Genomic DNA, 20,603 nt, shown 5'->3' on the forward strand with positions numbered 1-20,603 from the left:
CTTTTGTCGGCACGCAGGGTGCCGGTGTCCGCGGTAGCCGCCATGTGTAACCGGGATGGGTAAAGGCCGGATTAAGGCCACCAGGCTTTTGCCCGCGGTGCGCCGCGGCGCAAAACGGGCTATTGAGCATCGGGGGGCGCATGGCTAAGACCGGCGCGATATCCGATTCTGGCGGGCGCCCGGCGCAGCGCCGGCGGGCAGGAAACAAGCGGATACCACGTATCAAGCGGGTACAAGGCAAAGGGGAATGGCCATGGCGGAACAGGATATGAAAACGGCGAACCAGACCTATGAAGGCTTTCTGGGCCTTTTGAAGGTCGGCACGATCGCAACCGTGATCGCCGCCGTGGTCGTCGTCCTTCTGATCTCTTCCTAAGCGGCGCCGGTCATGCGCATCGCCGTGCTGAAGGAACTCGCCGCGGGCGAGACCCGTGTCGCTGCGACCCCGGAAACGGTGAAGAAATTCATCGGCCTGGGCGCTGAAGTCGCCGTCGAAAGTGGCGCGGGGGTTACGGCCTCGATCGCCGACGCCGATTACACCGCTGCAGGGGCGAGCGTTAGCAGCCGCGCCGATGTGCTGAAGGGTGCGAATATCATCCTCGGCATTCAGGGCCCCGATCCCAAGAGCCTGTCGGGATTTGCCGACGGGGCGTGGCTGGCGGCGGGGCTCAACCCGTTTGGCGAGCGCGCGCGGGTCGACGACTATGCCAAGCTCGGCATCGAGGCGCTGGCGATGGAATTCATGCCGCGTATCACGCGCGCGCAGTCGATGGATATCCTGTCCAGCCAAGCGAATCTCGCGGGCTACAAGGCGGTGCTGATGGCGGCAAACGCCTATGGCCGCGCCTTTCCGATGATGATGACCGCTGCTGGCACCGTCAGCGCGGCCAAGGCGTTCATCATGGGCGTCGGCGTCGCCGGGCTCCAGGCGATCGCGACCGCGCGGCGCCTGGGGGCGCAGGTCAGCGCGACCGACGTGCGCTCGGCGACCAAGGAACAGATCCTCAGCCTCGGCGCGAAGCCGATCTTCGTCGAAAGCGTCGCGGGGATCGAGGGCGAAGGTGCGGGCGGCTATGCCACCGAAATGTCCGACGAATATCAGAAAGCCCAGGCTGAGCTGGTGTCGGGGCATATCGCCAAGCAGGATATCGTCATCACCACCGCGCTGATCCCGGGGCGCCCCGCGCCGCGGCTGATTTCGGACGCGCAGCTCGCGACGATGCGCACGGGCAGCGTGATCGTCGACATGGCGGCCGAAAGCGGCGGCAATGTCGAAGGCTCGGTGGCCGGCGAAACGAAGCAGATCCACGGTGTCACCGTGATCGGCGCAAAGAATATCGCGGCACTGATGCCCGCCGACACCAGCGCGCTGTTCAGCCGCAACCTGTTCAATTTCCTGTCGGCCTTCTGGGACAAGGAAGCGGGCAAGCCGGTGCTCGACGAGGAAATCGGCAATGCCGTGCGGCTGACGCAGGGCGGCAAGGTCGTGAACGAGCGGCTGCTGGGGTAGGCGTTCCGCTGGGCGCGTCCGGCTGACTTTCTTCTGAAACTTTCGCGCGCCAATGGCGTTGCGAATCGCGGTGCCGCGCGATGTGGCACGGGGCCGTTCGGGCCGTTTCAGCAAGGAGATCAGAGGTGACGAAATCCGGCTTGTTCATGAGTGCCATGGTGGCGGCGTTGGCGCTCGGCGGCTGCAACAAGACGCCCGAGCCGCCCAAAGCCGAAACAGAAAGCGGCGCGATGAACGACGTCGTCACCGCAAGCGCCAATCCGCAGGTCGGCGGTGCCGCGATGGCGCCTGACAAGACGATCCTCGCCAATGCGGCTGCCTCGCCGATATTGAGCCAGCTGACCGCCGCGGTGAATCAGGCCGGGCTGGCCGATACGCTGTCGGGGCCGGGGCCTTTCACGCTGTTTGCGCCCAATGACGCCGCCTTTGCGCAGGTTCCGGCGGTCACGCGCGACGGCTGGGCGCGTCCCGCGCAGAAAGTCGTGCTGGCCGGCGTGCTCAAATATCATGTCGTGCCGGGCAGGCTGACCGCCGCCGATCTGGCGGCGAAGATCGATGCGGGCGGCGGCAAGGCGGTGCTCAAGACGCTCGATGGCCAGGATCTGACCGCGACCAAATCGGGCGATGCGATCATCCTGACGAGTGCGAGCGGCAACAAGGCTGCGGTGACGCAGGCGGACGTGGGACAGGCGAACGGTATCGTCCATGTCGTCGACGCGGTGCTGCTCCCCAAGATGTAAATTGTCCTGACACGTAATTATATTTCTCAAACCGCCCGCCATTTCCTGCCCGGAGATGCGCGGGCGTGACTTTTTGACAGCTTTGGAGTCGACAGGCCTGCGCTCCCACGGCAAGAGGTGCCGACGCGGAATCAGCAGGGGAGCGCGCCGTGGATTTCATTTCCATCTTTTCGATTTTCGTCCTGGCCTGTTTCGTCGGCTATTTCGTCGTCTGGTCGGTGACGCCGGCGCTGCACACGCCGCTGATGAGCGTGACCAACGCGATTTCGTCGGTCATCATCGTCGGCGCGCTGATCGCCAGCGCGGCGGCGGGCTCGGCAAGCTCGAAATGGCTCGGCCTTGCCGCGGTCGTGATGGCGAGCATCAATATTTTCGGCGGCTTTGCGGTCACCGAGCGCATGCTCGCAATGTACAAGAAAAAAGAGCGTTAACCGTCGGAAATCAATCGTCACCCCGGCGAACGCCGGGGTCTCCACGTCAAAGCCTGACGCAAGGATGAGATCCCGGCTTTGGCCGGGATGACGGCAGGGGGACAAGCCTTACCATGCACGAAGTAGCACCGATCAATCCCTGGGTGGCGCTGGCCTATCTCGCCTCGGGCATCCTGTTCATCCTCGCGCTGCGCGGCCTGTCGAGCCCGGCTTCGTCGCGGCGCGGCAACCGTTTCGGCATGATCGGCATGACGATCGCGGTCGTCACCACGCTGATTACCCACGCCCCCTGGAAAAGCGGCGATGCGGCGAACAGTTACGTCGGGATCGATGTCACGGCGATGGCGGAGATATTGGGCGCGATCGCGATCGGCGCCATCATCGGCATCGTCATGGCGCGCCGGATCGCTATGACCGCGATGCCGCAGCTCGTCGCGGCGTTTCACAGCCTCGTCGGGCTTGCGGCGGTTGCGGTGGCGGCGGCGGCCTACCTCAATCCCGGCGCCTTCCATATCGCCGACGAGATTGGGCAGATTTTTGCGGTCAGCCGGATCGAAATGGGCCTTGGCATCGCGATCGGCGCGATCACCTTTTCGGGCTCGGTCATCGCCTTTCTGAAGCTCAACGGCAATATGTCGGGCGCGCCGATCATGCTGCCCGCGCGGCACGTCATCAACCTCGGCACGCTCGCCGCGATCATCGGCTTGGTCGCCTATTTCCTGACCGACCAGTCGCCGTGGGTTTTCTGGACGATCACCGCATTGAGCTTCCTGATCGGTTTCCTGCTGATCATCCCGATCGGCGGCGCCGACATGCCGGTCGTGGTGTCGATGCTCAACAGCTATTCGGGCTGGGCCGCGGCGGCGATGGGCTTCACGCTCGGCAACACCGCGATGATCATCACCGGCGCGCTCGTCGGTTCGTCGGGCGCGATCCTTTCGTACATCATGTGCCGCGCGATGAACCGCAGCTTCATCAGCGTCATCGCCGGCGGCTTCGGCGCCGACGATTCGGGCGGCGGTGCGGGCGGTTCGAAGGAACAGCGCCCGTGGAAGCCTGGCAGCGCCGAGGACGCGGCCTTCCTGATGAGCCAGGCGGAAAATGTCATCATCGTTCCCGGCTACGGCATGGCGGTGGCGCAGGCGCAGCACGCGCTGCGCGAAATGTCGGACATGCTCAAGAAAGAGGGCGTGAACGTCAAATATGCGATCCATCCGGTCGCGGGCCGCATGCCCGGCCATATGAACGTGCTGCTCGCCGAAGCGAATGTTCCCTATGACGAAGTGTTCGAGCTTGAGGACATCAACGGCGAATTCGCGCAATGCGACGTCGCCTTTGTGATTGGCGCCAATGACGTGACCAACCCGGCCGCCAAGACCGACAAGTCGTCGCCGATCTATGGCATGCCGGTGCTCGACGTCGAAAAGGCAAAGACCGTGCTGTTCGTGAAGCGCTCGATGGGCGGCGTCGGCTATGCTGGCGTCGACAACGACGTCTTCTACATGGACCAGACGATGATGCTGCTCGGCGATGCCAAGAAGATGGCCGACGACATCGTCAAGGCGCTGAGCGGAAGCGGACACTAGGGTCCGAGTCGAACGCGGCAAGCCGGCGCGCGACGGTGCCGATCGTCGCGATACCATAACCGTCGGGATCGGACGCGGCCGCGCGAAAGCGGTTCGCGACATCATCGAGATCAGCGAGCAGGCGGCTCAAATAGATGTGCGCATCTTCCTCGCCGGGGCGCGGGTCGAGCGCGATGGTTTTCATCGCGCCGATCGCCTGCAGCTCGTCCAGCCCGACGTTGCGTCTGGTGCGGCTGTCGGTCCAATAGCCGTCGCCAAGGTGCCGGGCCGCTTCGGCTTCCTGCTCGGCGAGCTGGGCCAGAAAATAGTGCCGGATCGCGTCCATTGTCCCAGTCTGCCGCGCGCGGCGAGCCGCGTCAAAGAAAAGCGGATGCGATGCCCCGACGGGCCCGCCGCCTCCGGACTGAGGGGCATTGACCCGAATCGTCATCCCGGCGAAGGCCGGGATCTCAACCTCGCGTCGGAAATGGACGGCGAGACCCCGGCCTTCGCCGGGGTGACGATGAAGGGATAGACGTCATCCATGCGCAAAATCGGTTTGATCGGAGGAATGAGCTGGGCATCGACCGAGCTTTATTATCGGCATCTCAACAAGGGGCTGCAAAAGCGGGTCGGCACCGGCTGTTCGGCGCCGATCCTGATGGAAAGCCTGAATTATTGCGACCTGTCGCGGCTCTCGACCCCCGAGCAATGGGATCACGCGAAGGAGGTGCTGATCGCATCGGCGCAGCGGCTCGAGGCGGCGGGGGCGACGGCGCTGATGATCGCGGCCAATTCGATGCACAAGGTGGCGGACGACGTCGCTGCGGCGATTTCGATCCCGCTGCTTCATATCGTCGACGAAACGGGCGAAAAGATGCGCGCCGACGGCGTGAAGGCGGCGGCAGTGATCGGCACCCGCAACGTCATGACCGAACCCTGGTTCCGCCAGCGGCTCGTGCGCCACGGCCTGACGCTCGCCCCCTATGACGCGAGCCGCGCCGAGGAGATCGACCGCATCATCTATGACGAATTGATGCAGGGCAAGGTGACTGAGGATTCGCGCCGGACGATGCGTACCTTCATCACCGACATCGCCAAGCAGGATATTCAGGCGCTTGTTCTGGCCTGCACCGAACTGGTGATGCTTGTCGATCCCGACGCAAACGTGCTGCCGGTGTATGATACGGCGCGCATCCATGTCGCCGCAGGTATCGACTGGATATTGGGTGACGCACCCTGATTGCCGGAGGCGCGCGCCGTTACGCGGCGACGCCTTCCGCCACTTTCATCCACTCGGCCAGCGCCGCGCTCGCGCGTTGCGTATAGGCGAGCTTGCGGTCCTTCTTGCGGACATCCTCCGCAACCGGCGGGAACAGCCCGAAATTGACGTTCATCGGCTGATAGGATGCGGCGTCGGCGCCGCCGGTGATATGGCCGAGCAGCGCGCCGAGCGCGGTTTCGGGCGGCGGCGGCGGTAGCGAACGACCGCTGAGCTCGGCGATCGCGAAGCGCGCGGCGACAAGGCCGATCGCGGCGCTTTCGACATAGCCTTCGCAGCCGGTGATCTGACCCGCAAAGCGGATATGCGGCGCCGATTTCAGGCGAAGCTGGCCGTCGAGCAGTTCGGGCGACCGGATGAAGCTGTTGCGGTGAAGACCGCCTAGCCGCGCGAACTCGGCCTTTTCGAGCCCCGGAATGGTGCGGAACAGCTCGACCTGCGCGCCATGCTTCAGCTTGGTCTGGAAGCCGACCATGTTCCACAATGTGCCGAGCGCATTGTCCTGGCGGAGCTGGACGACGGCATAGGGCCAGCGCCCGGTGCGCGGATTGTCCAGCCCGACGCCCTTCATCGGCCCGAAGCGCAGCGTTTCGACGCCGCGTTCGGCCATCACCTCGATCGGCATACAGCCCTCGAAATAGGGCGTGTCCTTTTCCCAGTCCTTGAATTCGGTCTTGTCGCCGTCGATCAGCCCCTGGACGAAGGCGTAATATTGATCCTTGTCCATCGGGCAGTTGATATAATCCTTGCCGTCGCCGATCGGCCCGACCTTGTCCCAGCGGCTCGCCATCCAGGCGATGTCCATGTCGATACTGTCGCGGTAAACGATGGGCGCGATCGCGTCGAAAAAGGCAAGCGCGTCCTTGCCCGTTGCGACGCCGATGCTCTCCGCGAGGCTGGCGGCGGTGAGCGGTCCCGTCGCGACGATCGTCATGCCCTCGGTCGGCAGCGTGTCGACGCGTTCGCGCACGATCGTGACATTGGGATGCTCGGCAAGCGCTTTGGTGACGCCGCCCGAAAAGAGATCGCGGTCGACCGCGAGCGCCGACCCGGCGGGAACTTTTGTGGCATCGGCTTCGCGCATGATGATCGAGCCGAGGCTGCGCATCTCGCGGTGGAGCAGACCGACGGCGTTGCTGTCGCCGTCATCGCTGCGAAAGCTGTTCGAACACACCATTTCGGCGAGCGTGTCGCCCTGATGCGCCGGGGTCATGTCGCCGCCCCCGCGCATTTCGGACAGGCGCACGCGGTAGCCCGCCTCGGCAAGCTGCCATGCCGCCTCCGATCCTGCGAGGCCGCCGCCGATGATATGAATGTCGTGAGCCACTATACGCTATCCGTTGACTTGTACCCGATCCGCCGCGCAGTAGGCGCCTTGTGAGCAAGATGCAAAGGGGTGGGCGATGAGCGATGAACGGGGTTGGGATCGCGCGCGGTGGCTTTGGTGGCTCGCGCTGGTCGGCGGTGTCAGCTTTTTCGTCGCGGTTCATCAGCATTGGCACGGCCCCGCGATCTGGGCGTGGAAGACGAGCGGGGCTGCGCTGCTCGCCTTGTGGGCCGCCGCGAATGCGCGCGGCACCGATGGCCGCCTGATCGCGCTGGCGCTCGGTTTCGGGGCGCTCGGCGACTATCTGCTCGACGCCAGGGGGCTGATCGTCGGCGCGCTGGCTTTTGCGGCTGGGCATGTCACCGCGATCATCCTTTACTGGCGTAACCGGCGCCCGGCACTGTCGGCCCCGCAGCGCTGGCTCGGCTGGCTGACCGTTCCGGCGGCGCTCGTCATCGCGTGGGGGCTGACGCGCGGTGCGCCCGACGGCGCGGCGGCGGTCGGCTATACCGCGCTCGTCGCCGCGATGGCAGCTTCGGCGTGGACGAGCCGTTTTCCGCGCTATCGCACCGGGATCGGCGCGATGCTGTTCCTGGCGAGCGACCTCTTCATCTTCGCCGGGGAAGGCGGTGCGCTTTCGAAGGACGTCACCCTGTGGCTCGTCTGGCCGCTCTACTTTGCGGGGCAGACGCTGATCGCCTGGGGCGTCGTATCGACACTGAGCCGCGAGAGGGACCGAGCCTAGCGCCGGGCGTCCGCTAGTCGTCGTTGCCCTCGATGCACGAGGCCAGCCATACGGCATCCTCCGGTGCGGGGCCGTTTCCGGCGAGCGAGCGAACCTTCGGCACGCCCGTATCGGGGCGCGCGCTCGCGCAGCTGAAGCTCTGGCCGGGAGCGGTTGCGTACAATCGTTTACCGCAGGCATGGAGTACCCGATCGGTTGGTTCCCATCCGACCTTGGCGGCTCCAGAGGGGGCCCGTCCGGGGCAATAGCTGGACGTTTCGGAGCCGGGATCGCCGCAAATGCGTTCGACATGCGCGCTGTTACCGTCGGCCTTCGCGATAAAACGCTGCACATAATAGGCATTGGTGGCGAAATATTGCTGAACGCCGCACACGCGCGCGCCACTTTGCCGCATCAGCTTGTATGAACAGATTTGCGCGCCGCGATAGGTTTCGCAGGACATCCACGCCCCATCGAACGGCGCGCGCGGGCGCTCCGGCGCGGCGCCTCCGGTGAGCAAAGCGGCAAAGGGAAGCAGGGCAAGGGCGAGGAGACGCATGGGAGAGCTTTCCGGAGATGGTGCGAAATAGGTGGCGCTTTGTGCGGCCGTCAGCCGTCCCACGCGGCGATCGTCGTGCGGTGGAGCAGGCGGTCATAGCCGTCATAGCCGCCGGTCGCGCGGTGGAGGACCGAGCGATTGTCCCACATCAGCAGCGTTCCCGCGTCCCATTTGTGGCTGTAACGAAATTCCTCGCGCCCCTGCCAGTGCAACAACTCGACGATCAGCGGCAGCGCTTCGGCATCGTCCATATCCTCGATCCCGACGATATAGCCCGCGCAGCCGAACAGGCCCTCGCGGCCCGTTTCGGGGTGCCGGCGGATGATCGGGTGCGCCTGCGTGGCCATCGCCGCTTCGCCGGGGCGGATGTCCATGCTGCGGCCCTTGTCGTTGGCGCCATACATGCCCGAGGGGGCATAGCCGCCGCGCGCGCTGTGGATCGCGCGGCGCCCCTCGATCCGGGCGCGCAGCGCGTCCGGCATGGCGGCGAGCGCCGCATGCTGGTTCGCAAATTCGGTGTTGCCGCCAACGGGCGGGATGGTGATGCCGTAAAGACAGGTTCCGGCCGGTGGCCGCGCCTGAAAGCTCCAGTCGCTGTGCCAGTTTTCGGCAAATAGCGGCGCGGTTTCGTCGGCGCGGCGCTTGACCGCGATGACATGGCGGCGGCCCGCAATCGGTGCGATGAAGGGATCGTCGCCGAAGCCGCCGAAATATTGCGTGAACCGCTCCAGATCATCGTCACCCAGCGACTGGCCGGGAAAGGCGAGGACATGATGGTCGAGCCACGCCGCGCGGATGTCGGCCACGACGTCGGCCGAAAGCGGCTGCGTCAGGTCGATGCCGGTGATCGCGGCGCCGCACGCCTGACCGCTGGGGGTGATCGTGAAAGCCATGGCGCGATGCTGCGCCGTTCGCCCGCCGCCGTCAATCGGTGTGCGAAACCGGTGCGCCATCGATCAACGCCACCGCGCGGATCCAGCCGGCGCTCGCGCGCTCGATCTTCACCGGGAAGCAGGACAGCGTCCAGCCGGTCGGGGGCAGCGCAGCGAGCCCCGTCAGCTTCTCGATCTGGTAATAGGGCCGGATCCGCCCTGCCTTATGGCCTTCCCAGATGATCGAAGGATCGCGCGTTTCGGCCCAGCGTTTCGCGGTGTGGCTGAACGGGGCGTCCCAACTCCATGCGTCGGTGCCGACGACCTTCACGCCGCGTTCCGTCAGATAAAGCGTCGCCTCGGCCCCCATGCCGCAGCCCTGATCGGTGAAATTGTCGGTGCCGTAGATCGCGCCCGACTGGACGAGCACGATGTCGAACGGCTGGAGGGTGTGGCCGATCCGCGCCAGTTCGGCCTCCACCTCGGCCGCGCTGACGACATGGCCGGCGGGACGATCCGAAAAGTCGAGTTTGACGCCGGGCCGGAAAAAGAGGTCGAGCGGCGCCTCGTCGATGCTGGGCGCAGGCGTTGCGCCCGCATCGGTGGTCGAATGGAAATGCCAGGGCGCGTCCATATGCGTGCCGTTGTGCGTGCTCAACGTCAGGCTTTCGACCGCCCAGCCTTCGCCGTCGGGAAGGTCATCCTTCGCGAGTCCCGGAAAGAACATCGCAATCTGTTCCCACGTCGTTTCGTGGGTCATGTAGCTGATTTGCGGGCGCATCACCGGCGGGTCGGAGACGACGTCGTTGGTGATCGGGATCGAAAGGTCGATGAACTGCATGGCCCGCAATCTGCCACCGATAGGCCGCGGCGCCAAGCGAAGGCTTGCGCGCGGTTCGGCGCCCGCTAGAAACGGTGACAAGCCCGAACCGGGGCAGGGGAGAGTATATGACCGACGCAGCCGCCGTCGCCGACCATGGCGCGGTCTATGAACCGACCGCGAAGGATATTCGCATGGTCATCGCCGCCTCGTCGGCGGGCACCATCTTCGAATGGTATGATTTCTTCATCTACGGCACGCTAGCCGCGATCATCGGCAAAGCCTTTTTCCCGAGCGACAACGCGACGCTGGAGGTGCTGCTGGTATGGGCCGGCTTTGCCGTCGGCTTCGGTTTCCGGCCGCTCGGCGCGGTGCTGTTCGGCTTTCTCGGCGACCGGCTGGGGCGCAAATATACCTTCCTCGTCACCGTCACCCTGATGGGGATCGCCACCGCCGGGGTCGGCATGATCCCCTCGGCCGCGACGATCGGCATCGCGGCGCCGATCATCGTCATCCTGCTGCGCATATTGCAGGGGCTGGCGCTCGGCGGTGAATATGGCGGCGCCGCGGTCTATGTTGCCGAACATTCGCCGCCCGAACGGCGCGGTTTCTATACCAGCTTCATCCAGGCGAGCGTCGTCGGCGGCTTTGTCCTCAGCCTGATCGTCGTGCTGTCGTGCAAGGCGGCGATGCCCGCCGATGTCTGGGAAAGCTGGGGCTGGCGCGTGCCATTCCTGCTGTCGCTGCTGCTGCTCGCGATTTCGCTGTGGATGCGGCTCAAACTCTCCGAAAGCCCGGTGTTTCAGGCGATGAAGGAAGAGGGGGAGATCGCCAAGAATCCGCTGAAGGAAAGCTTTACCTATCCCGGCAACCCCAAGCGCATCTTCGTTGCGCTGTTCGGGATTGCGGCGGGGTTGACGGTCATCTGGTACACCGCGATGTTCTCGGGCCTCGCTTTCCTGAAAGGCCCGATGAAGGTCGACGATACCGCGGCCGAGGTCATCGTGGGCCTCGCCGCGGCGCTCGGCATGGGATTTTTCATCTGGGCGGGCAAATTGTCGGACCGGATCGGGCGCAAGAAGCCGATCGTCTGGGGCTATGCGGTGACGCTGGTTGTCCTCTTTCCGCTCTTCTGGATGATGGGCGCAGTTGCCAATCCTGCGCTCAAGGAGGCGGCGGCAAAGGCGCCGGTCGTCGTGACCGGCAGCCAATGTTCCTACAATCCCTTCGAACAGAAGCAGCAGACGACGGCTTGCGGCCGCACGATTGCCGAACTCACCAAGCTGGGCGTGCCCTATAAGGTGCAGCCGTCGGGAAGCGGCTTGGACAGCGTGAAAATCCATATCGGCGGCCGCGAGGTCGCCAGCGAAGATCCGGCGCTGCTGAAGCCCGCGCTCGAGGCGATGGGCTATGGCTTCGACAAGCAGGTGCCGGGGGTCGCCAGCCTTGCGGTAATCCTGCTCGCGCTGCTCGGCCTCAGCGCGCTGTCGGGCTTCACCTATGGCCCCGTCGCCGCCTTGCTCGCCGAGATGTTTCCGCCGCACGTACGCTATTCCTCGCTGTCGATCCCCTATCATATCGGCACCGGCTATTTCGGGGGCTTCCTCCCGTTCATCGCCAGCCTGATCGCCGCGGTGACGGGCAATGCCTATGCGGGCCTGTGGTACACATGGGGCGTCGTGCTCGTCGCTTTCCTGGTCGCCGCCTTGATGCTCAAGGAGCCCGTGCCCGGCGAATGGGACAAGCGCGCCGCCGACGCCTGAACGGCCATTGGCGGCGGGTTCGTTCCCGGCTAGGGCGAAGCGATGATCGACATTGCTTCGCCGCTCCGGCTCCGTCTCGATTCCGCCGCGCTCGTCCATAACTGGCGCTGGCTGGCCGAACGCAGCGGCCCCGCGGCGTGCGGCGCGGCGGTGAAGGCCGACGGCTATGGCCTCGGCGCCGGCGCCATCGTGCGCCATCTTGCGGCGGCGGGATGCCGGCATTTCTTCGTCGCGACCTGGGCCGAAGCGGCGGCGCTGATGCCCTTGCCTGCGGGCGTGTCGCTATCGGTGCTGCACGGCGTAGGCGCGACCGACATGGTCGCCGCGCGCACGCTGCCCGCGCGTCCTGTGCTCGCGAGCGTCGAACAGGTGGCGCGCTGGCGCGCGGCAGGCGAAGGCCGTCCGTGCGACGTGATGGTCGACACGGGCATGAACCGGCTCGGCCTGCGTGTCGAAGAGGCGCTGGGCGGGGCGCTCGACGGGCTCGGCATCGTCAATCTGCTCAGCCATCTGGCTTCGGCGGATGAGGACAGCGCGCAAAATGCGGCGCAGCTTGCTGCTTTCCGCGCGGTGCGCAGCGAGATCCCGGCGCAGCGTTACAGCCTCGCGAACAGCGCCGGCATCTGCCTCGGCCCCGACTATGCCTTCGACCTGACCCGTCCCGGGCTTGCGCTCTATGGCGGCTTACCGCGCGGCGAGGCGGCGGGGCAAATCCGGCAGGTCGCTTATCCCGAAACGCGCGTGCTGCAGGTGCGGACTGTCCCGGCGGGCAAAACGGTGGGCTATGGCGCCACCTGGACCGCCCCGCGGTCCACGCGGGTGGCAGTCGCGAACCTCGGCTATGCCGACGGCTATCTGCGCTGCCACGCCGGTACCGGCGGCGCGACATGGGAGGGCCGCGCCCTGCCACTGATCGGCCGCGTCTCGATGGATCTCACCGCCTTCGGCGCAAGCGCCGCCGAAGGCATAGGCGAGGGCGACTGGCTGGCGCTTGACTATGACCTGCCGGCAACCGCCGCCGCGAGCGGACTGTCGCAATATGAACTGCTGACGGGGCTGGGCGCGCGGTTTGCGCGCGAATGGTGCTGAGCCGGCCAAAAGGCTGCGCTTTCGGCAGATCAGCATCGTCCGCGTCAGCGCTTGTCGGCAAATTCGCCGCCGCACCCTACTTATGTTGCGGCGCGTCATGGATTGATGCTAATGCCGGACTTTGTCACATCGGCGCCGCGGCAAGCGATCGCGCGCCGCGCCGGAAGAGGAGCCGCCGCAGCATGGCCAAGTCCAAGACGACCGCCGAGGGCGACGTCGTTACGATCAAGAAATATGCGAACCGGCGGCTCTATGACACCGAACGCAGCTGTTACATCACGCTCGACGATCTGGGCGCCATGGTGCGCGAGGGGCGCGAATTTCGGGTCGTCGATGCCAAAAGCGGCGACGATATCACGCATAATGTGCTTACCCAGATCATCATGGATACCGAAACGCGCGGCGAAACGCTGCTGCCGGTCAATTTCCTGCGCCACCTGATCGGCATGTACGGCGACAAGATGCAGTCGATGGTGCCGCAATATCTGGAAGCGTCGATGACCGCGTTCCGCAAGAACCAGCAGGATGTGCGTGCCGCGTTCGAGGGCGCGCTGGGATCGAACCCGCTCGCCGAACTGACGCGCCGCAACATGGAAATGTTCCAGCAGGCGGCGGGCGCCTTCATCCCGGGTGTCGGCGGCGGCAAGGCCAGGGATGCCGAAATTGCCGCGCTCAAGGCCGAAATCGCCGACCTCAAGGCCGAGCTCGCCAAAAAGAAATGACACATCGGGGCCTCTCCCGCCCCCAGCACAGAAAACAGGACAGATGATCAAGCATGCGCTCAGCGTAACCCGTCAGGCCGACTTCGCGGCCTGGTATCAGGATGTCATTGCCGAAGCCGATCTTGCCGAGGAATCGGGGGTGCGCGGCTGCATGGTCATCAAGCCGTGGGGCTATGGCATCTGGGAACGGATTCAGACGGTGATGGACGCCGCGATCAAGGACGCGGGGGTTCAGAACTGCTATTTCCCGCTCTTCATTCCCTTGAGCTTCTTTGAGAAGGAAGCCGATCATGTCGATGGTTTCGCGAAGGAAATGGCGGTCGTCACGCATCACCGACTGATCGGTGACGGCAAGGGCAAGCTGATCCCCGATCCCGAGGCGAAGCTCGAGGAGCCGCTGATCGTCCGCCCGACTTCGGAAACCGTGATCGGCGCCGCGATGAGCCGCTGGGTGCAGAGCTGGCGCGATCTGCCGCTCAAAGTCAATCAGTGGGCGAACGTCGTGCGCTGGGAAATGCGCACGCGCATGTTCCTGCGCACCAGCGAATTTCTGTGGCAGGAAGGCCATACGGCGCACGCCGACGAGGGCGATGCGATGACCGAGACGCTGCGTGCGCTCGAAATGTACCGCAGTTTTGCCGAGGACGTCCTCGCCATGCCGGTGGTCGCCGGTGAAAAGCCTGAAAACGAGCGTTTTCCGGGCGCCGTCGCGACCTATTCTATCGAGGCGATGATGCAGGACGGCAAGGCGCTGCAGGCCGGCACCTCGCACTATCTCGGCACCGGCTTCGCCGAGGCGGCAAATATCCGCTATCAGGACAAGGATGGCGGCCACAGCCTTTGCCACACGACGAGCTGGGGCGTGTCGACGCGCATGATCGGCGGCGTCATCATGACGCATGGCGACGACGATGGCCTCCGCTGTCCGCCGCGCATCGCGCCGCACCAGATCGTCATCGTGCCGATGCTGCGCGACAATGACGAGGACGCCTCGATCCTCGATTATTGCCGCGACCTCGAGATGAAGCTGAAGGCGCTCGACGCGTTCCGCGAACCGGTTCGCGTGCTGCTCGACACCGGCGCGAACAAGGCGCAGACCAAGCGCTGGGGCTGGGTCAAGAAGGGCGCGCCGATCATCGTCGAGGTCGGCCCGCGCGACGTTGCGGGCGGCAATGTCGCGGTCATCCGCCGCGACCGATTGTATCAGGAGAGCGGCAAGCTCGACACCGCCTTCGTCGCGAAAGACGCCTTCGTCGCCGAAGCCGCGACCATTCTTCAGGCGATCCAGCAGGGGCTTTATGCCGACGCGAAGGCGCGCCTCGACGCCAACATCCGCCGGGACGTCACCGACCTTGCGGCGCATTTCGGCGGTGACGACAAATTCGTCGGCTGGGCCGAGGTGCAATGGTCGCGCCCGACGGGCGCCGCGCTCGAAGGGATCGTTGAGCAGTTGAAAGCGTTGAAGCTGACGATGCGTAACACTCCCCTCGACGCCGCGCCCGCCGACGGCGCCTGCTTCTTCACCGGCGAGCCCGCGGTCGAACGCGTGCTCATCGGGCGGACCTATTAATTGGCAAAGGCGCCGAAGCGGCCGCAGCCGGCGGGTCTCCCCTCGCGCGAGCAGATCCTGCGCTTCATTCAGGACAGCCCCGGTGCGGTCGGCAAGCGCGAGATTGCCAAGCATTTCGCGCTGCGCGGTGCCGACAAGATCGCGCTGAAGGCGCTGCTCAAGGACATGACCGACGAAGGCGTCGTCGACATGGCCCCGGGGCGGGCGTTCCACAAGCATGGCGGCCTTCCCAAAGTCACCGTGCTGCGCGTCGCAGCGGTCGAGGGCGATACGGTCTGGGCGGTACCCGACCGCTGGGAAGGCAGCGGCCCGGCGCCGCGCCTGCGCGTGATGGAAAAGGGCCGCAAGAGTGCGCTCGGCGTCGGCGACCGTATCCTTGCCCGCACCGAGGAGCGCGGCAGCGGCCATGTTGCGCATCCCATGAAAAAGCTCCAGTCCGGCGGTGAAAGCGTGATCGGCGTGCTCGTTGCCGATACCGGCCCCGGCGGCAAGCCGATGACCTGGCTGCGCCCCGCCGACAAGCGCGCGCGGTTCGACTTCGCCGTGGCTGACATGGGAGATGCGGCAATCGGCGACCTGGTCAGGGCCGAACTGTCGGGACGCGGTCCCGCGACCAAGGCCCGCGTGATCGACCGCATCGGCGACCCTTTCGCCCCGCGCTCGCTCAGCATGATCGCGATTGCGAAGCACGATATCCCGCATGTGTTCGGCGACGAGACGCTCGCCGAGGCCGAGCGCGCCGCGACGCTGCCGCTGACGCCCGAAGGGCGCGAGGATCTGCGCGATCTGCCGATCGTCGCGATCGACCCCGCCGATGCGCGCGACCATGACGATGCGGTGTGGGCGGTCCCCGATGAAGACCCCGGCAACAAGGGCGGGTGGAAGGCGATCGTCGCGATCGCCGACGTCAGCTATTATGTCCGCCCCGACGGTGCGCTCGACCGCGAGGCGCGGCGCCGCGGCAACAGCGTCTATTTCCCCGACCGCGTCGTTCCGATGCTGCCCGAAACACTGTCGGCGGGCGTCTGCTCGCTGAAAGCAGGGCAGGACCGCGCGGCGATGGCGTGCCACCTGACCGTCGACAAGCATGGCAAGGTGACGTCATGGCGTTTCACCCGCGCGCTGGTGCGGCTGCGCGCCAACATTGCCTATGAACGCGCGCAGGCGGCCTATGATGCGGACGCGCCCGACAAGGGCTGGGACGCCGACGTGATGCCGGCGCTCCGCCACCTCTGGGGCTGCTGGACCTTGCTCGCCAAGGCGCGCGCGGCGCGCTCGCCGCTCGACCTCGATCTGCCCGAACGGCAGGTGATTCTCGACGCGCAGGGCAATATCGCCGAAATACGCGTGCGCGAACGGCTCGACGCGCACCGGTTGATCGAGGATTATATGATCGCGGCCAATGTCGCGGCGGCGAAGGCGCTCGAGGCGAAGAAATCGCCGGTGATGTATCGCATCCACGAACCGCCGAGCCGCGAAAAGCTCGTCAGCCTGAAGGAATATCTCGAAAGCTTCGAACAAAGCTTCGCGCTGGGACAGGTCATTACGCCGGCGGTGTTCAACCGCCTGATCGACGGCTTTTCGGGCGACGACCGATTGCCGGAAATCATGGAGGCGATCCTGCGCAGCCAGACGCAGGCCTATTATGGCCCCGCCAATGCGGGTCATTTCGGCCTCGCGCTTGGCAGCTACGCGCATTTTACCTCACCGATCCGCCGTTATGCCGATCTGCTCGTCCACCGGGCGCTGGTCGACAGCTATCGTCTCGAAGTGCCCGGCAAGCCCAAGGGCCTGCCCGAGCGCAGCGGGCTCGGCGAGGCCGACCAAAAGGGCTTTTCGCGCATCGGCGAGGCGATCAGCGGGCTCGAACGCCGCGCGATGGAGGCCGAGCGCGAGACGGTCGACCGCTATGTCGCCGCTTATCTCGCCGGCAAGGTCGGTGAAATCGTCCCGGCGCGGATAACGGGAGTGCAGCCGTTCGGCTTCTTCGCGACCGTCGATGGCCTCGGCGGCGACGGGCTGGTGCCGGTCTCGATGCTCGGCAGCGAGCGGTTTTTCTACGACGAAGCCGCGCGGACTCTCGACAGCGAGCATGGCCGGGTCAGCTATAGCGTCGGCCAGCGGCTCGACCTCAGGCTGATGGAGGCGAACCCGGTGAGCGGCGCGCTGCGTTTCGAATTGCCCGACGCGCCCGAAGGCGGCTTCCGCAATCGACCGCCGCGCCGCGACGGTGTGAAGAAGGCGGGCAAGCATGCGGTCGGTAAACGCGGACGGCCCGGCAATATCCGCCATCAAGGCAAGCGCCGATAATCGTCGCTCGTCATTGCGAGGAGCGCAGCGACGAAGCATTCTCCAGCCTGCAATCTTCCGCAACGCGGAACGCCGGAGATTGCCTCCTTGCCTTCGGCTCCTTGCGCCGACGAACCTTATGGCACCGCCGCCAGTCGCTGCAGCAACGCCGCGCTCTCTGCGTCTGCCGGAAAAAAGGCCTCGATCGCCAGTTCGGACAGGGTGATGTCGACGGGCGTTCCAAAGATCGTCACGGTCGAGACGAAGCCGATCCGCCCGGCGGCGGTGTCGACGATCAGCGGGACCGCGATGCTGCTTGCGGGCGGGGCGGGCTGATCGCCCGGCCGCGCGGGGTAGCCGGCGATTTCGTCGCGCAGCGCGGCGAGCCCGGAATCGGCGCTCGCCTCGATCTGCTGATCCAGGCGGTGCAGGATATGCGCGCGCCATTCGGCATGGTTGACGATCTGCGGCGCCAGCCCTTCCGGATGGAGCGCGATGCGTAGCACGTTGGCCGGCGGCTCGAGCAGGGCAGGGGACACGGCCGCGGTCAGGATCGCGATGGCATCGTTTGCGGCGACCATGTTCCAGTGCCGGTCGACTGCGAGCGCGGGATAGGGCGCGTGCCCTTTCAGCACATGGTCGACAATGGCCTTCATCCCGGTCATTTCGGGACTGTCGAGCGGGCGCTCGCGATAATCGGGGGCGTATCCGGCGGCGAGCAGCATCGCGTTGCGCGCTCGGTGCGGCACGTCCAGGCAATCGGCGATCCGCTGGAGCATCGCGGCGCTCGGTTTCGAGCGTCCCGTTTCGATAAAGCTCAGGTGCCGGGTCGAAATTTCGCTGTCGAGGGCGAGGTCCATCTGGCTCATCCGGCGCCGCGCGCGCCATTCGCGAAGCTGCTCGCCGAGCGGAACCATCTGCATCGCCTGTCTCCTTTTGCCTCTGGTTAGCGATGGCGGTGCGCGATTTCCATTACCTGGCGCGTAATCGACGCGATGACGTCGCGGCGCCATTCAGGAGGGGTTCGAAAGGAGAATCCATCATGTCCTATTTCAATCTCAAGAACAGCCTCGTCATCGATGCGATTACCTGCAGCATCCTGTTCCTGGCGTGCGTGTTCGCGACCGCGCCGGTCGCGGCGCTGCTCGGTCTGCCGACCGGGCTTATCGCGGCCGCAGGCTGGATCGGGTTACCGTCGGCGGCGCTGATGCTGTTCGTTGCCGGGCAGAAGAACCCGAGCCGCGCGCTCGCCAATCTGATCGCCATCGGCAATCTCGGCTGGGTCGCGGCGAGTTTTGCGGTGCTGGCGATGTTCGCGGGCCAGATGAGCTGGACCGGCATCGCAATCCTGATCGTGCAGGCGATTGTCGTTCTCGAACTCGCGCTGTTCGAAGCGAAGGGCGCGGCAGCGCTCCCGCGCGCTGCGGCGGCCTAACTAAGCGCGTCGAGCCGGGCGAGGTCGATTGCGCCCGGAACCAGCATCACCGGGCATGGCAGCGTTCCCGCGTCGTGCCCGGTGAAATGCGCCACCAGCGGGCCCGGCGCTCCGCTCGCGGCGGTGGCGAGGACGAGCGCCGCTATCTCGTCGTTTGCGCCGATCACGTCGCGCACGATCTCGGCGGGCTTGCCCGATTTGACCATGATCTGCGGCGTCACATTCGCTTCCTGCGCGATCGCATCGGCGGCGGCGGCGACCAGTTCTTCGGCATGCTCGCGCGCTTCGGCCTCGATCGTCGCCTGGACACCGCCGAAAGCCACGAAATCCTGCGGCGGCACGATCGCCAGCACCATCACGCCGCCGCCCGTGCGCGCCGCGCGCCGCGCCGCAAAGCGCAGCGCCAGCGTCGCCTCCTGACTGTCGTCGATAACCACCAGATAGGTGCGCATGCCCCGGCCCCCGCTATGCCTTTTGCGGGCGGACAGTGCGTCACATTCGTATGAAAGGCAAGTTCCGCCCGATAGACCTTGACCCGCGATGCGCTTATGACGAGGACGAATCCGTAGCGGCAGGCCTGCGCCTGCGAGACTGACAGGGACAAAAGCGACGATGCCGATTGAACTGAAGATGCCCGCCCTTTCGCCGACGATGGAGGAAGGGACCCTCGCCAAATGGCTGGTGAAGGAGGGGGACAGCGTCCAGTCAGGTGACCTTTTGGCCGAAATCGAAACCGACAAGGCGACGATGGAATTCGAAGCGGTCGATGAAGGCACGATCGCGCAAATCCTGATCCCCGAAGGCACCGACAATGTGAAGGTCGGCACCGTGATCGCCGTTATCGCCGGCGAGGACGAGGATGCGGGCAGCACCAAGGTTGCGCCTACGCCTGCACCTGCACCGGCGCCTGCCGCCAAGGCCGACCCCGCGCCTGCTCCCGCGGCTGCTCCCGCGGCTGCACCCGCTCCGGCGCCGACCGCCGCCCCGGCCCCTGCCGCGCAGGGCGAGCGGATCAAAGCGAGCCCGCTCGCCAAGCGCATCGCCGCCGACAAGGGCATCGATCTCGCTGCGCTCACCGGCAGCGGACCCGGCGGCCGCATCGTCAAGGCCGACCTCGAAGGCGCTGCTGCGTCGACCGCCGCCCCGGCAAGCGCGGCCGCGCCCAGCTCCGCACCCGCCGCTGCGCCCGCCCCCGCGCAGCCGTTCGAAACCGACATCCCGCACAGCGCGGAAAAGCTCAGCAATATGCGCAAGACGATCGCGCGCCGCCTGACCCAGTCGAAGCAGGAGGTGCCGCACATCTATCTGACGGTCGATGTCCAGCTCGACAAATTGCTCAAGCTGCGCGGCGAACTCAACGCGGCACTCGAGCCGCAGGGCGTCAAGCTCAGCGTCAACGACCTGCTGATCAAGGCGCTGGCAAAGGCGCTGATCCAGGTGCCGAAATGCAATGTCAGCTTCGCCGGCGATCAGCTCATCAGCTACGAACGCGCCGACATCTCGGTCGCGGTCAGCGTGCCGGCTGGCCTGATCACCCCGATCATCGTCGGCGCCGACGACAAGTCGGTCAGCAAGATTTCGACCGAGATGAAGGAACTTGCGGGCCGCGCCAAGGAAGGCAAGCTCCAGCCGCACGAATATCAGGGCGGCACCGCCAGCCTGTCGAACATGGGCATGTTCGGCATCAAGCAGTTCGAGGCGGTGATCAACCCGCCGCAGGGCATGATCATGGCGATCGGTGCGGGCGAGAAGCGGCCTTATGTCGTCGACGACGCGCTCGCCATCGCGACCGTGATGTCGGCCACCGGCAGCTTCGACCACCGCGCCATCGATGGGGCGGATGGGGCGCAACTGATGCAGGCGTTCAAGCAGATCGTCGAAAACCCGCTCGGACTGGTGGCGTAA

The 20,603-nt window shown here is 65.8% G+C and carries 21 protein-coding genes; 14 read left to right on the plus strand and 7 right to left on the minus strand.

Annotated features, from left to right (window positions below):
- The first annotated feature begins 253 nt into the window (after positions 1–253).
- The 5 genes from STE01S_RS02920 to STE01S_RS02940 all read left to right on the plus strand — a co-directional run bounded on the left by STE01S_RS02920 (position 254) and on the right by STE01S_RS02940 (position 4,267).
- Positions 254–376 (plus strand): aa3-type cytochrome c oxidase subunit IV, encoded by a 123-nt coding sequence (locus STE01S_RS02920; protein ID WP_062764703.1) that lies wholly within the window; start codon positions 254–256, stop codon positions 374–376.
- 12 nt (positions 377–388) lie between these two features.
- Positions 389–1,510: an NAD(P) transhydrogenase subunit alpha gene (locus STE01S_RS02925; RefSeq protein ID WP_058811746.1), complete on the plus strand. Its 1,122-nt coding sequence runs from the start codon at positions 389–391 to the stop codon at positions 1,508–1,510.
- 125 nt (positions 1,511–1,635) lie between these two features.
- A complete protein-coding gene (locus STE01S_RS02930; RefSeq protein WP_058811744.1) occupies positions 1,636–2,250 on the plus strand; it encodes a fasciclin domain-containing protein in 615 nt (204 codons plus the stop codon).
- Positions 2,251–2,399: 149 nt separating this feature from the next.
- Positions 2,400–2,681, plus strand: a complete 282-nt coding sequence (locus STE01S_RS02935) for a proton-translocating transhydrogenase family protein (RefSeq protein WP_058811742.1) — start codon at positions 2,400–2,402, stop codon at positions 2,679–2,681.
- A gap of 113 nt (positions 2,682–2,794) precedes the next feature.
- Positions 2,795–4,267 carry an NAD(P)(+) transhydrogenase (Re/Si-specific) subunit beta gene (locus tag STE01S_RS02940; protein ID WP_062764705.1) on the plus strand — a complete coding sequence of 491 codons (1,473 nt, stop codon included), beginning with the start codon at positions 2,795–2,797 and terminating at the stop codon, positions 4,265–4,267.
- On the opposite strand, the gene STE01S_RS02945 is transcribed toward STE01S_RS02940, so the two are convergent.
- Positions 4,239–4,592, minus strand: coding sequence for a hypothetical protein (locus tag STE01S_RS02945; protein WP_062764708.1), 354 nt, complete (start codon positions 4,590–4,592; stop codon positions 4,239–4,241). The genes STE01S_RS02940 and STE01S_RS02945 overlap by 29 nt on opposite strands.
- A gap of 198 nt (positions 4,593–4,790) precedes the next feature.
- Here STE01S_RS02945 and STE01S_RS02950 point away from each other — a divergent pair, with 198 nt between their 5' ends.
- A complete protein-coding gene (locus tag STE01S_RS02950; protein ID WP_062764712.1) occupies positions 4,791–5,489 on the plus strand; it encodes an aspartate/glutamate racemase family protein in 699 nt (232 codons plus the stop codon).
- Positions 5,490–5,508: 19 nt separating this feature from the next.
- On the opposite strand, the gene trmFO is transcribed toward STE01S_RS02950, so the two are convergent.
- The gene (gene trmFO / locus STE01S_RS02955) at positions 5,509–6,858 is read right to left on the minus strand and encodes a methylenetetrahydrofolate--tRNA-(uracil(54)-C(5))-methyltransferase (FADH(2)-oxidizing) TrmFO (RefSeq protein ID WP_120694136.1); all 1,350 of its coding nucleotides are present in this window, start codon (positions 6,856–6,858) and stop codon (positions 5,509–5,511) included.
- 73 nt (positions 6,859–6,931) lie between these two features.
- On the opposite strand from trmFO, the gene STE01S_RS02960 reads away from it, so the two are divergent.
- Entirely contained in the window at positions 6,932–7,600 is a 669-nt protein-coding gene (locus STE01S_RS02960; RefSeq protein ID WP_062764718.1) for a lysoplasmalogenase, read from the plus strand.
- A gap of 13 nt (positions 7,601–7,613) precedes the next feature.
- On the opposite strand, the gene STE01S_RS02965 is transcribed toward STE01S_RS02960, so the two are convergent.
- Genes STE01S_RS02965 through STE01S_RS02975 form a run of 3 tightly spaced genes read right to left on the minus strand, consistent with a single transcriptional unit; the run spans position 7,614 to position 9,851 of the window.
- Complete coding sequence (locus STE01S_RS02965) at positions 7,614–8,138, minus strand: hypothetical protein (protein ID WP_003051236.1); 525 nt, start codon at positions 8,136–8,138, stop codon at positions 7,614–7,616.
- A 50-nt stretch (positions 8,139–8,188) separates the two neighbouring features.
- Positions 8,189–9,031, minus strand: a complete 843-nt coding sequence (locus STE01S_RS02970) for a TauD/TfdA dioxygenase family protein (protein ID WP_062764721.1) — start codon at positions 9,029–9,031, stop codon at positions 8,189–8,191.
- A 31-nt stretch (positions 9,032–9,062) separates the two neighbouring features.
- The gene (locus tag STE01S_RS02975; protein WP_003051242.1) at positions 9,063–9,851 is read right to left on the minus strand and encodes a cyclase family protein; all 789 of its coding nucleotides are present in this window, start codon (positions 9,849–9,851) and stop codon (positions 9,063–9,065) included.
- A 107-nt stretch (positions 9,852–9,958) separates the two neighbouring features.
- On the opposite strand from STE01S_RS02975, the gene STE01S_RS02980 reads away from it, so the two are divergent.
- From STE01S_RS02980 to STE01S_RS03000, 5 genes are all read left to right on the plus strand, one after another.
- Positions 9,959–11,593, plus strand: coding sequence for an MFS transporter (locus STE01S_RS02980; protein WP_062764723.1), 1,635 nt, complete (start codon positions 9,959–9,961; stop codon positions 11,591–11,593).
- A gap of 42 nt (positions 11,594–11,635) precedes the next feature.
- Positions 11,636–12,682 carry an alanine racemase gene (gene alr, locus STE01S_RS02985; RefSeq protein WP_062764725.1) on the plus strand — a complete coding sequence of 349 codons (1,047 nt, stop codon included), beginning with the start codon at positions 11,636–11,638 and terminating at the stop codon, positions 12,680–12,682.
- 182 nt (positions 12,683–12,864) lie between these two features.
- Positions 12,865–13,404 (plus strand): polyhydroxyalkanoate synthesis repressor PhaR, encoded by a 540-nt coding sequence (phaR, locus tag STE01S_RS02990; RefSeq protein ID WP_003051252.1) that lies wholly within the window; start codon positions 12,865–12,867, stop codon positions 13,402–13,404.
- A 43-nt stretch (positions 13,405–13,447) separates the two neighbouring features.
- Entirely contained in the window at positions 13,448–14,974 is a 1,527-nt protein-coding gene (gene proS / locus STE01S_RS02995; protein WP_062764727.1) for a proline--tRNA ligase, read from the plus strand.
- Positions 14,975–17,284: a ribonuclease R family protein gene (locus tag STE01S_RS03000; RefSeq protein WP_062764728.1), complete on the plus strand. Its 2,310-nt coding sequence runs from the start codon at positions 14,975–14,977 to the stop codon at positions 17,282–17,284.
- Between the two features lie 116 nt (positions 17,285–17,400).
- Here the strand turns inward: STE01S_RS03000 and STE01S_RS03005 are convergent, their stop codons facing one another.
- Positions 17,401–18,186 carry a helix-turn-helix domain-containing protein gene (locus tag STE01S_RS03005; RefSeq protein ID WP_062764729.1) on the minus strand — a complete coding sequence of 262 codons (786 nt, stop codon included), beginning with the start codon at positions 18,184–18,186 and terminating at the stop codon, positions 17,401–17,403.
- 119 nt (positions 18,187–18,305) lie between these two features.
- On the opposite strand from STE01S_RS03005, the gene STE01S_RS03010 reads away from it, so the two are divergent.
- Complete coding sequence (locus STE01S_RS03010) at positions 18,306–18,698, plus strand: hypothetical protein (RefSeq protein WP_162928191.1); 393 nt, start codon at positions 18,306–18,308, stop codon at positions 18,696–18,698.
- Here the strand turns inward: STE01S_RS03010 and STE01S_RS03015 are convergent.
- Positions 18,695–19,150 (minus strand): universal stress protein, encoded by a 456-nt coding sequence (locus tag STE01S_RS03015; RefSeq protein WP_062764733.1) that lies wholly within the window; start codon positions 19,148–19,150, stop codon positions 18,695–18,697. The genes STE01S_RS03010 and STE01S_RS03015 overlap by 4 nt on opposite strands.
- A gap of 160 nt (positions 19,151–19,310) precedes the next feature.
- Between STE01S_RS03015 and STE01S_RS03020 the strand changes: the two genes are divergently transcribed.
- A complete protein-coding gene (locus STE01S_RS03020; protein ID WP_062764736.1) occupies positions 19,311–20,603 on the plus strand; it encodes a pyruvate dehydrogenase complex dihydrolipoamide acetyltransferase in 1,293 nt (430 codons plus the stop codon).

It is taken from the genome of Sphingopyxis terrae subsp. terrae NBRC 15098, assembly GCF_001598815.1.
Lineage (GTDB): Bacteria > Pseudomonadota > Alphaproteobacteria > Sphingomonadales > Sphingomonadaceae > Sphingopyxis > Sphingopyxis terrae.